General features: G+C 43.6%; 7 protein-coding genes. All 7 read left to right on the top strand.

Features of this window, described 5'->3' with window-relative positions; translation table 11 throughout:
* Positions 1–30: 30 nt before the first annotated feature.
* Positions 31–3591 carry a DNA-directed RNA polymerase subunit beta gene (gene rpoB, locus ASC42_RS12270; RefSeq protein WP_035020781.1) on the top strand — a complete coding sequence of 1187 codons (3561 nt, stop codon included), beginning with the start codon at positions 31–33 and terminating at the stop codon, positions 3589–3591.
* A gap of 49 nt (positions 3592–3640) precedes the next feature.
* Positions 3641–7240 (top strand): DNA-directed RNA polymerase subunit beta', encoded by a 3600-nt coding sequence (gene rpoC / locus ASC42_RS12265; protein ID WP_055441979.1) that lies wholly within the window; start codon positions 3641–3643, stop codon positions 7238–7240.
* Between the two features lie 126 nt (positions 7241–7366).
* Positions 7367–7615, top strand: coding sequence for a 50S ribosomal protein L7ae-like protein (locus ASC42_RS12260; protein ID WP_032101427.1), 249 nt, complete (start codon positions 7367–7369; stop codon positions 7613–7615).
* 102 nt (positions 7616–7717) lie between these two features.
* Positions 7718–8140, top strand: a complete 423-nt coding sequence (gene rpsL, locus ASC42_RS12255; protein WP_003397652.1) for a 30S ribosomal protein S12 — start codon at positions 7718–7720, stop codon at positions 8138–8140.
* 44 nt (positions 8141–8184) lie between these two features.
* Positions 8185–8655 carry a 30S ribosomal protein S7 gene (rpsG, locus tag ASC42_RS12250; protein WP_003397653.1) on the top strand — a complete coding sequence of 157 codons (471 nt, stop codon included), beginning with the start codon at positions 8185–8187 and terminating at the stop codon, positions 8653–8655.
* Between the two features lie 136 nt (positions 8656–8791).
* On the top strand, positions 8792–10870 hold the full coding sequence (fusA, locus tag ASC42_RS12245; RefSeq protein WP_055441978.1) for an elongation factor G: 2079 nt from the start codon (positions 8792–8794) through the stop codon (positions 10868–10870).
* 120 nt (positions 10871–10990) lie between these two features.
* Positions 10991–12178, top strand: coding sequence for an elongation factor Tu (tuf, locus tag ASC42_RS12240; RefSeq protein ID WP_032101424.1), 1188 nt, complete (start codon positions 10991–10993; stop codon positions 12176–12178).
* Positions 12179–12348 lie beyond the last annotated feature (170 nt).

Raw genomic sequence — 12348 nt, 5'->3', positions numbered from 1 at the left:
TATTAATGTTTGATTTGAGGGGTGAATCAGTTGACAGGTCAACTAGTTCAATACGGACGACACCGCCAACGAAGAAGTTATGCGCGCATTAGTGAAGTGTTGGAACTACCAAATTTGATTGAAATTCAAACTTCTTCTTATCAGTGGTTTCTCGACGAAGGATTGCGTGAAATGTTCCAAGATATTTCACCGATCGAAGATTTTACAGGAAATTTGTCACTAGAATTTATTGATTACAGCTTAGGAGAACCGAAGTACTCTGTCGAAGAGTCAAAAGAACGCGATGTTACATACGCAGCACCGCTTCGAGTTAAAGTACGCCTAATCAATAAAGAAACAGGTGAAGTCAAAGAACAAGATGTATTTATGGGAGACTTCCCATTAATGACAGAAACGGGCACATTCATTATTAATGGTGCTGAACGTGTTATCGTTTCCCAGCTTGTTCGTTCACCGAGCGTATATTACAGCGGAAAAGTAGATAAAAACGGAAAACGTGGCTTTACAGCAACCGTCATTCCAAACCGCGGTGCATGGCTCGAATACGAAACAGACGCAAAAGACGTTGTGTACGTTCGCATTGATCGTACGCGTAAGTTGCCTGTAACCGTGTTATTGCGGGCGTTAGGTTTTGGCTCAGACCAAGAGATTGTCGATTTGCTTGGTGATAACGAGTATATTCGTAATACGTTAGAAAAAGACAATACAGAAAGTACAGAAAAAGCGTTGCTTGAAATTTATGAACGGTTACGTCCAGGGGAGCCGCCTACCGTTGAAAACGCAAAAAGCTTGCTCATCTCTCGTTTCTTTGATCCAAAACGATATGATCTCGCAAGTGTTGGTCGTTATAAAATTAACAAAAAGCTCCATATTAAAAACCGTTTGTTTGGTCAACGTTTAGCAGAAACACTCGTTCATCCGGAAACGGGTGAAGTGATTGCTGAAAAAGGAACAGTTCTCGATCGTAGAACGCTCGACCGCATTTTACCTGAGCTTGAAAAAGGAATCGGTATACGTAAATACCAACCGCTTGGGGGCGTTGTCGAAGATGAGTTTGCTTTGCAAGCAATCAAAATTTATGCTCCAAACGATCCAGATGGCGAAAAAGTCATCACGGTCATTAGTAACGGGTATATCCCAGAAACAGTGAAACATATTACACCTGCAGATATTATTGCATCTATTAGCTACTTCTTTAACTTATTGCATGGAGTCGGTGATACAGACGATATCGACCATTTAGGAAATCGTCGACTTCGTTCTGTTGGAGAGTTGCTACAAAATCAATTCCGAATTGGTCTTTCGCGCATGGAGCGCGTTGTTCGTGAACGGATGTCCATTCAAGATACAAACACAATTACACCACAGCAACTCATTAACATTCGTCCGGTCATTGCGGCTATTAAAGAGTTTTTCGGAAGCTCACAATTATCACAATTCATGGACCAAACAAACCCGCTTGCAGAATTGACACATAAACGCCGTCTTTCTGCGCTTGGTCCGGGCGGTTTAACGCGTGAACGCGCTGGCTTTGAAGTGCGTGACGTTCACTATTCACACTATGGTCGCATGTGTCCGATCGAAACGCCAGAAGGTCCGAACATCGGGTTAATTAACTCGCTTTCGACATACGCAAAAGTGAATAAATTCGGGTTTATTGAAACGCCTTATCGTCGTGTTGATCCTGAGACAGGAAAAGTAACGAATCAAATTGACTATTTGACAGCGGATGAAGAAGACAACTACGTTGTTGCCCAAGCAAACGTTCCGATTGCGGAAGATGGGACGTTTTTAGAAGAAAACGTTGTTGCTCGTTTCCGTGGTGAAAACATTGTCGTTAAACGGGATCGTGTGGACTATGTAGACGTTTCACCAAAACAAGTCGTGTCCGTAGCGACAGCCTGCATTCCATTCTTAGAAAACGATGACTCAAACCGTGCACTTATGGGTGCGAACATGCAACGTCAAGCTGTTCCACTTATGCAACCGGAAGCTCCAATCGTTGGTACAGGAATGGAGTATGTGGCAGCGAAAGATTCTGGTGCTGCAGTTATTTGTAAGCATCGTGGAATCGTTGAGCGCGTCGAAGCAAAAGAAATTTGGGTGCGCCGTTTAATCGAAGTCGATGGAAAAGAAGTAAAAGGTGATTTAGATAAATATCGTTTATTGAAGTTTGTTCGTTCAAACCAAGGAACGTGCTACAATCAACGCCCAATCGTTAAAGCGGGTGACATTGTAGAGAAAGGTGAGATTTTAGCTGACGGTCCATCAATGGAAAAAGGGGAGTTAGCCCTTGGTCGCAACGTGCTTGTTGCGTTTATGACATGGGATGGATACAACTACGAAGACGCGATTATTATGAGTGAGCGTCTCGTTAAAGACGATGTGTATACATCCATTCATATTGAGGAATATGAATCCGAAGCGCGTGACACGAAGCTCGGTCCAGAAGAAATTACGCGTGATATTCCAAACGTTGGTGAAGATGCGCTTCGCAATCTAGATGAACGCGGTATTGTGCGCATCGGTGCAGAAGTGAAAGACGGGGATCTGCTTGTCGGTAAAGTCACTCCAAAAGGTGTCACTGAGTTAACTGCAGAAGAGCGCCTATTGCACGCTATCTTTGGCGAGAAAGCGCGCGAAGTTCGAGATACTTCTTTACGTGTACCGCACGGTGGAGGTGGAATTGTTCTCGATGTCAAAGTGTTTACTCGCGAAGACGGTGATGAGTTACCTCCAGGTGTAAACCAACTTGTTCGTGTGTACATTGTACAAAAGCGGAAAATTTCCGAAGGTGACAAAATGGCAGGACGCCACGGAAACAAAGGGGTTATTTCCCGTATTTTACCTGAGGAAGATATGCCGTTTTTACCAGATGGCACCCCGGTTGACATTATGTTAAACCCATTAGGCGTACCTTCGCGTATGAACATCGGGCAAGTGCTCGAGTTGCATCTCGGAATGGCAGCGAGAAAGTTAGGACTTCATGTGGCGTCACCTGTATTTGACGGCGCTCGTGAAGAAGATGTATGGGCGACGTTAGAAGAAGCAGGAATGGCACGCGATGCGAAAACCGTTCTATACGATGGGCGCACTGGGGAGCCATTTGATAATCGTGTTTCTGTCGGTATTATGTACATGATTAAGCTCGCGCACATGGTTGATGATAAGTTACATGCTCGTTCGACAGGTCCGTACTCGCTTGTTACGCAACAGCCACTTGGCGGAAAAGCGCAGTTTGGTGGTCAACGTTTCGGTGAGATGGAAGTATGGGCGCTTGAAGCATACGGCGCAGCTTATACGTTACAAGAAATTTTAACTGTCAAATCAGACGATGTGGTTGGTCGTGTGAAAACATATGAGGCGATCGTAAAAGGTGAAAACGTTCCAGAACCAGGTGTTCCTGAGTCGTTCAAAGTATTAATTAAAGAGCTACAAAGCTTAGGTATGGACGTAACAGTTTTATCAAGTGATGAAAAAGAAATTAGCATGGAAAACTTCGGGGAAGATGATGACGTTCAACCAGTTGACATCATCCCACCTACAGATGAGTCAGCCAAAGAAGATGAAGGCGTTGTTGTAAAAGAATAGTTTGTTGACATAAGGGTAAAACCTGGATATTAAAAGGGAGGTAGGCCCCTTGTTAGATGTGAATAAGTTTGAATATATGAAGATCGGACTCGCTTCACCCGAGAAAATTCGTTCTTGGTCGTATGGTGAAGTTAAAAAACCAGAAACGATTAACTATCGAACATTAAAACCAGAAAAAGATGGACTGTTTTGCGAACGCATTTTTGGTCCGACAAAAGACTGGGAATGTCATTGTGGAAAGTATAAGCGCGTTCGTTATAAAGGTGTCGTTTGTGACCGATGCGGTGTAGAAGTTACACGTGCAAAAGTTCGCCGTGAGCGCATGGGTCATATTGAACTAGCAGCCCCTGTTTCACATATTTGGTACTTTAAAGGAATTCCTAGCCGCATGGGACTTGTCTTAGACATGTCCCCTCGCGCGCTAGAGGAAGTCATTTACTTTGCATCTTATGTTGTGACGGATCCAGGCGATACGCCGTTAGAAAAGAAACAATTGCTTTCTGAAAAAGAATATCGCGCGTATCGCGAGAAGTACGGAAACTCGTTCCAAGCTTCAATGGGTGCGGAAGCGATTAAAAAGTTGTTACAAGACATTGACCTTGAAAAAGAAGTAGAAACGTTAAAAGAAGAATTGAAAACAGCACAAGGACAGCGTCGTGCTCGTACAATTAAGCGTCTTGAAGTGCTTGAAGCGTTCCGTAACTCTGGTAACGATCCATCTTGGATGGTTTTGGATGTGCTACCTGTTATTCCGCCAGAGTTACGTCCGATGGTGCAGTTAGACGGTGGACGTTTTGCGACATCTGACTTAAACGATTTATATCGTCGCGTCATTAATCGAAACAACCGTTTAAAGCGTTTATTAGACCTTGGTGCACCGAACATTATTGTGCAAAATGAAAAGCGGATGCTTCAAGAAGCTGTCGATGCGTTAATTGATAACGGTCGTCGTGGTCGTCCTGTTACAGGGCCAGGAAATCGTCCGCTGAAGTCGCTTTCCCATATGTTAAAAGGAAAGCAAGGTCGTTTCCGCCAAAACTTGCTCGGTAAGCGTGTTGACTATTCTGGTCGTTCTGTTATCGTTGTCGGTCCGAATTTGAAAATGTATCAATGCGGCTTACCAAAAGAAATGGCGCTGGAGTTGTTTAAACCGTTCGTTATGAAAGAATTAGTAGAACGTGGCTTAGCGCACAACATTAAGAGTGCAAAGCGAAAAATTGAGCGTGTTCATCCAGAAGTTTGGGATGTTTTAGAATCTGTCATCAAAGAGCATCCGGTGCTATTAAACCGAGCACCGACCCTTCACCGTCTTGGTATTCAGGCGTTTGAACCGACGCTTGTAGAAGGTCGTGCGATCCGCTTGCATCCACTTGTTTGTACGGCGTACAATGCGGACTTCGACGGTGACCAAATGGCTGTGCACGTACCGCTTTCAGCAGAAGCGCAAGCAGAAGCACGTCTACTGATGCTTGCTGCACAAAACATTTTGAACCCAAAAGACGGAAAGCCGGTCGTTACACCTTCACAAGACATGGTTTTAGGAAACTACTATTTAACGATGGAACGTGAAGGTGCTGTTGGGGAAGGAATGGTATTTAAAGATACGGACGAGGCGTTGTTAGCTTACCATAACGGTTATGTTCATTTGCATACACGCATCGCTGTTCATGCCGGCTCGTTGAAAAACGAAACGTTTACAGCAGAGCAAAATAATAAATTGCTTATCACAACAGTTGGAAAGTTAATCTTCAATGAGATCTTGCCGAAGTCATTCCCGTATATTAATGAACCGACGCAAGAAAACATTGAAGAACGAACACCAGATAAGTATTTCTTAGATAAAGGTGTGAACGTGAAAGAAGAAATCCGTAAGCGTCCACTCGTTCCACCGTTTAAGAAAAAAATTCTCGGTAATATCATTGCAGAGGTATTTAAACGTTTCAAAATTACGGAAACGTCTAAAATGCTTGACCGCATGAAAGATCTCGGCTTTAAGTACTCAACAAAAGCCGGTATTACAATTGGTGTAGCGGACATCGTTGTCTTGCCTGAAAAACAAGAAATTTTAGAAGAAGCACAAGCAAAAGTTGATACGGTATTAAAACAATTTAGACGCGGTTTAATTACTGATGAAGAACGTTATGAACGCGTTATTTCGATTTGGAGTGCGGCGAAAGACAAAATTCAAGGTCGCTTAATGGAGTCGCTTGATAAGCGAAATCCAATTTTCATGATGAGTGACTCTGGAGCCCGCGGTAACGCATCGAACTTTACGCAACTTGCAGGTATGCGTGGATTAATGGCGAACCCAGCTGGACGTATTATCGAGCTTCCAATTAAATCTTCGTTCCGCGAGGGTTTAACAGTACTTGAGTACTTCATTTCAACACACGGAGCGCGTAAAGGTCTTGCGGATACAGCGTTAAAAACAGCGGACTCTGGTTATTTAACACGTCGTCTCGTTGACGTTGCACAAGACGTTATTATTCGTGAAGATGACTGTGGCACAGATCGTGGTACGTTAATCCGTGCGTTAAAAGACGGCACAGAAGTGATCGTGAAGCTTGAAGATCGTCTCATTGGACGTTATGCGCGTAAGACGGTGAAACATCCGGAAACAGGCGAAGTGCTTGTACGTGAAAATGAAATGATTACAGAAGACATCGCGAATGCGATTGTCAAAGCTGGTATTGAAGAAGTATGGATTCGTTCGGCATTTACATGTAACACGCGTCATGGTGTATGTAAAAAATGTTACGGACGTAACTTGGCAACCGGTGCGGAAGTTGAAGTTGGTGAAGCGGTTGGTATTATCGCCGCTCAATCAATCGGTGAGCCGGGCACACAGCTCACAATGCGTACGTTCCATACAGGTGGGGTAGCAGGAGACGATATCACACAAGGTTTACCGCGCGTACAAGAGTTATTTGAAGCGCGTAATCCAAAAGGTCAAGCCGTCATTTCAGAAATTGATGGTGTTGTTGTGGCGATTAACGAAACGCGTGACCGTCAACGTGAAATTGTCATCCAAGGCGAAGTCGAGACACGTACGTATACAGCCCCTTACAGTGCGCGCCTGAAAGTGCAAGAAGGACAGAAAGTTGAGCGTGGTCAAGAGCTAACAGAAGGTTCAATCGACCCGAAAGAGCTGTTGAGAGTTAAAGATATGAATGCTGTACAAGAATACTTGTTGCGCGAAGTACAAAAAGTATACCGCATGCAAGGGGTAGAAATTAGCGATAAACATATCGAAGTTATGGTTCGTCAAATGCTTCGTAAAGTGCGTGTCATTGATGCGGGCGATACAGACCTGTTGCCTGGTACATTACTTGATATCCATCAATTTACGGATGCAAACGCGAAAGTGTTAATGGAGGGCAAACGACCAGCAACGGCTCGTCCAGTATTACTTGGAATTACGAAAGCATCGCTTGAAACAGATTCATTCTTATCTGCAGCATCATTCCAAGAAACAACACGCGTTTTAACGGATGCTGCAATCAAAGGAAAACGCGACGAATTACTTGGATTAAAAGAAAATGTCATTATCGGTAAACTTGTTCCAGCAGGGACAGGAATGGCTCGCTATCGCAAAGTAAAGCCGGTAATTAAAACAATGAAGGACGAAGATGCTGTTACAACGAAATAATTCATGAACCTATTGCTAGCACCGTTCGCTAGCAATAGGTTCAAAAATAATAGTTGACACAGAACTCAGAAAGTGATAGCATAATAAAGGTGTTCCGAAAACCTGTCACTTTGGAGGATATGTTACATGTCTTATGAAAAAGTCGCACAGGCAAAACAAATTGTTGTAGGAACGAAACAAACAGTGCGAGCTCTGAAAGATGGAAAGGTACATGAGATCGTCATTGCTGAAGATGCGGATGCAACAATCATCGATAAAGTGCTGGAAGTAGCAAGAGAGGCGAATGTACCTGTTTGTAAAGTGGACTCGATGAAAAAACTCGGGAAAACATGTCAAATCGACGTAGGAGCGGCTGTTGTTGCGATCATTCGTTAAAAACTGTTTTTGTGGGTTTACTACAAAAACTTTGTTTTTGCATAAAAATGAGCCACCTGGATGTGTGGGCTTGAATTTGATTGTGAAGGGAGGAAATTTACCATGCCTACAATTAACCAGCTTGTACGTAAAGGTCGTACAAAAAAGGTAGTGAAATCTAAATCACCTGCGTTAAATAAAGGGTATAACAGCTTCAAAAAAGTTCAAACAACTGTTTACTCTCCGCAAAAACGTGGAGTATGTACACGTGTAGGTACAATGACACCAAAGAAGCCAAACTCTGCGCTTCGTAAATATGCCCGTGTACGTCTATCTAACGGTATTGAGGTAACTGCTTATATCCCAGGTATCGGTCATAACTTACAAGAACACAGCGTTGTATTAATTCGCGGTGGACGTGTAAAAGACTTACCAGGGGTACGTTACCACATCGTTCGCGGTGCTTTAGATACAGCAGGTGTAGCAAACCGTATGCAAGGTCGTTCAAAATACGGTGCGAAAAAACCAAAAGCAGCTAAGAAATAACATTGAACATTTCTCGCTGATTTTTACTGAAAGGAGGAAAAACTATGCCACGTAAAGGTCCGGTTCCTAAACGAGATGTGTTACCAGATCCAATTTACAATTCAAAGCTAGTTACACGTTTAATCAATAAAATTATGATTGACGGTAAAAGAGGTAAAGCGCAAAAAATTCTTTACACAGCTTTCGATATTATTCGTGAGCGCACAGGTAAAGATCCAATGGAAGTGTTTGAGCAAGCGTTGAAAAACGTTATGCCAGTTCTTGAAGTTCGCGCACGCCGTGTTGGTGGTGCAAACTATCAAGTTCCTGTTGAGGTGCGTCCAGAGCGCCGCACAACATTAGGTCTTCGCTGGCTTGTGAACTACGCTCGTCTTCGTGGAGAAAAAACGATGGAAGAGCGTTTAGCAAACGAAATCATGGATGCAGCAAACAACACAGGTGCAGCTGTGAAAAAACGCGAAGATACACACAAAATGGCAGAAGCAAACAAAGCGTTTGCACACTATCGTTGGTAATTTTTTTCGTTCAATTAAGAATAGGTGAGAGCGATGCGGTTGAAACTAAAAAAAGCATGCCCATCGCTCATTCGCCTATATTCCTATATGCAAATTAAATTACGATACTTCATTTAAGGAAGGAGAAAAAATCCATATGGCAAGACAGTTCTCCTTGGAAAACACTCGCAATATCGGAATCATGGCCCATATTGACGCCGGTAAAACAACTACAACAGAGCGTATTCTTTTCTACACAGGACGCGTTCATAAAATCGGTGAAGTGCATGAGGGCGCAGCAACGATGGACTGGATGGAGCAAGAACAAGAGCGCGGAATTACGATTACATCCGCAGCGACAACTGCTCAATGGAAAAATCATCGTATTAACATCATCGATACACCTGGACACGTCGACTTCACAGTAGAGGTTGAGCGTTCATTGCGTGTATTAGACGGTGCAGTAGCTGTATTAGACGCACAGTCAGGTGTAGAACCACAAACAGAAACAGTATGGCGCCAAGCGACTACATACGGTGTTCCACGTATCGTTTTCGTAAACAAAATGGACAAAATTGGCGCAGACTTCCTATACTCTGTAAAAACGCTTCATGAACGTTTACAAGCGAATGCGCATCCTGTTCAATTACCGATTGGTGCAGAAGATCAATTCACAGGCATCATTGACCTTGTTGAAATGTGCGCATACCACTATCACGATGAGTTAGGAAAAAACATCGAGCGCATCGAGATTCCTGAAGACTATCGTGATATGGCAGAAGAATATCGTGGGAAATTAATTGAAGCAGTTGCAGAGCTTGACGAAGAATTAATGATGAAATATTTAGAAGGGGAAGAAATTACGAAAGAAGAATTAAAAGCTGCAATTCGTAAAGCAACAGTTTCTGTTCAATTCTTCCCAGTATTCTGTGGTTCTGCATTCAAAAACAAAGGTGTTCAATTAATGCTTGACGGAGTTGTTGACTACTTACCATCACCAGTCGACATTCCTGCGATCAAAGGAACTGTTCCTGATACAGAGGAAGAAACAGTTCGTGAAGCGCGTGACGATGCTCCTTTTGCAGCGTTAGCGTTTAAAATTATGACAGACCCTTACGTTGGTAAGTTGACGTTCTTCCGCGTATACTCTGGTACATTGAACTCTGGTTCTTACGTGTTGAATTCAACAAAACGTAAGCGTGAACGTATTGGTCGTATTCTACAAATGCACGCAAACCACCGCGAAGAAATTGCACAAGTTTACGCTGGTGACATTGCGGCAGCTGTAGGTTTAAAAGATACAACAACTGGTGATACGCTGTGTGATGAAAAAGACCCAGTAATTTTAGAGTCTATGCAATTCCCAGAGCCAGTTATTCAAATCGCGATCGAACCGAAGTCAAAAGCTGACCAAGATAAGATGAGTACAGCATTGCAAAAACTTCAAGAAGAAGACCCAACATTCCGTGCATGGACAGACCAAGAAACTGGTCAAACAATCATCGCGGGTATGGGTGAGCTTCACCTTGACATTATCGTTGACCGTATGCGTCGCGAGTTTAAGGTAGAAGCAAACGTTGGTGCTCCACAAGTTGCATACCGTGAAACATTCCGCAAATCTGCACAAGTTGAAGGTAAATTTGTGCGTCAGTCTGGTGGTCGCGGTCAATACGGTCACGTTTGGATCGAGTTCTCACCAAACGAGGAAGGAAAAGGCTTTGAATTCGAAAACGCGATCGTCGGTGGGGTTGTTCCGAGAGAATACATTCCTGCAATTCAAGCAGGTCTTGAAGATGCAATGCAAAATGGTGTTCTTGCTGGATACCCAGTTGTTGACATTAAAGCGAAGTTATTTGATGGTTCTTACCACGATGTTGACTCAAGCGAAATGGCGTTCAAAATTGCTGCTTCTATGGCGTTGAAAAACGCAGCAGCAAAATGTGACCCAGTGTTACTTGAGCCGATCATGAAAGTAGAAGTTATCGTCCCTGAAGAATATTTAGGTGACATCATGGGTGACATTACTTCTCGTCGTGGTCGCGTCGAAGGTATGGAAGCTCGTGGTAACGCACAAGTTGTTCGTGCGATGGTTCCACTTTCTGAAATGTTTGGGTACGCAACTTCATTGCGTTCAAATACACAAGGTCGCGGAACATTCACAATGGTATTTGACCATTATGAAGAAGTTCCGAAGAGCATTGCTGAGGAAATCATCAAAAAAAATAAAGGTGAATAATTGATTTTCTAGCATTGTTCAAGTATAAATACTTATGTAAGACTTGGAAGTGGACGTGCCTGTGCACTTTCACTTCCGAGCATTCTATACTTAATAAAAAACACTAAGGAGGATATTATAATGGCTAAAGCGAAATTCGAACGCACGAAACCACACGTCAACATTGGTACAATCGGCCACGTTGACCACGGTAAAACAACTTTAACAGCTGCAATCACAACAGTTCTTGCGAAACAAGGTAAAGCAGAAGCACGCGCATATGATCAAATCGACGCTGCTCCAGAAGAGCGTGAGCGCGGAATTACAATCTCAACTGCACACGTTGAGTACGAAACTGACAACCGTCACTATGCACACGTTGACTGCCCAGGTCACGCAGACTACGTGAAAAACATGATCACAGGTGCTGCGCAAATGGACGGCGCGATCCTTGTTGTATCTGCTGCTGACGGTCCAATGCCACAAACTCGTGAGCACATTCTTCTTTCTCGCCAAGTAGGCGTACCTTACATCGTTGTATTCTTAAACAAATGCGACATGGTAGACGACGAAGAGCTTTTAGAGCTTGTTGAAATGGAAGTTCGTGACTTATTATCTGAATACGACTTCCCTGGAGACGAAGTTCCTGTTATTAAAGGTTCTGCGTTAAAAGCGCTTGAAGGAGATCCAGCTTGGGAAGGAAAAATCATCGAACTTATGAACGCTGTTGATGAGTACATCCCAACTCCACAACGCGAAGTTGACAAACCATTCATGATGCCAGTTGAGGACGTATTCTCAATCACTGGTCGTGGTACAGTTGCTACTGGTCGTGTTGAGCGCGGTATCTTAAAAGTTGGTGACCAAGTAGAAATCATCGGTCTTTCTGAAGAGCCAAAAGCAACAACTGTTACAGGTGTTGAAATGTTCCGTAAGCTTCTTGACCAAGCTGAAGCTGGTGACAACATCGGTGCACTTCTTCGCGGTGTTTCTCGTGACGAAGTACAACGCGGTCAAGTATTAGCAAAACCAGGAACAATCACTCCACACACAAAATTTAAAGCGCAAGTTTACGTATTAACAAAAGAAGAAGGTGGACGTCATACTCCATTCTTCTCTAACTACCGTCCACAATTCTACTTCCGTACAACGGACGTAACAGGTATCATCCAACTTCCAGAAGGTGTTGAGATGGTAATGCCTGGAGACAATATCGAAATGACAGTAGAATTAATCGCGCCAATCGCGATCGAAGAAGGTACAAAATTCTCGATCCGCGAAGGTGGACGTACAGTAGGTGCAGGTTCTGTATCTGAAATTATCGAGTAATCGATGGGAGTGGTCTAGCGGTTAGCTAGACCACTTATTTTTGTGCGCTCGGCATGGGTGCAATCTCTAGGGTGAAAGTCCCGAACTGCGAAGGCAGAAGTAGCAGTTAGCTTAACGCAAGGGTGTCCGTGGTGACGCGGAATCTGAAGGAAGCGGGCGGCAAACTTCCG

This window comes from Anoxybacillus suryakundensis, from assembly GCF_001418025.1.
Classification (GTDB): Bacteria; Bacillota; Bacilli; order Bacillales; family Anoxybacillaceae; genus Anoxybacillus; species Anoxybacillus tengchongensis.
Note: the sequence above shows the minus strand (reverse complement) of the source record. Positions and strands in the feature narration are given on the sequence as shown.

Coding starts and splice junctions, on each gene's coding strand:
- ASC42_RS12260 (WP_032101427.1), top strand. CDS start 7,367: ATGTCTTATGAAAAAGTCGCACAGGCAAAACAAATTGTTGTAGGAACG.
- rpsL (WP_003397652.1), top strand. CDS start 7,718: ATGCCTACAATTAACCAGCTTGTACGTAAAGGTCGTACAAAAAAGGTA.
- fusA (WP_055441978.1), top strand. CDS start 8,792: ATGGCAAGACAGTTCTCCTTGGAAAACACTCGCAATATCGGAATCATG.
- tuf (WP_032101424.1), top strand. CDS start 10,991: ATGGCTAAAGCGAAATTCGAACGCACGAAACCACACGTCAACATTGGT.
- rpsG (WP_003397653.1), top strand. CDS start 8,185: ATGCCACGTAAAGGTCCGGTTCCTAAACGAGATGTGTTACCAGATCCA.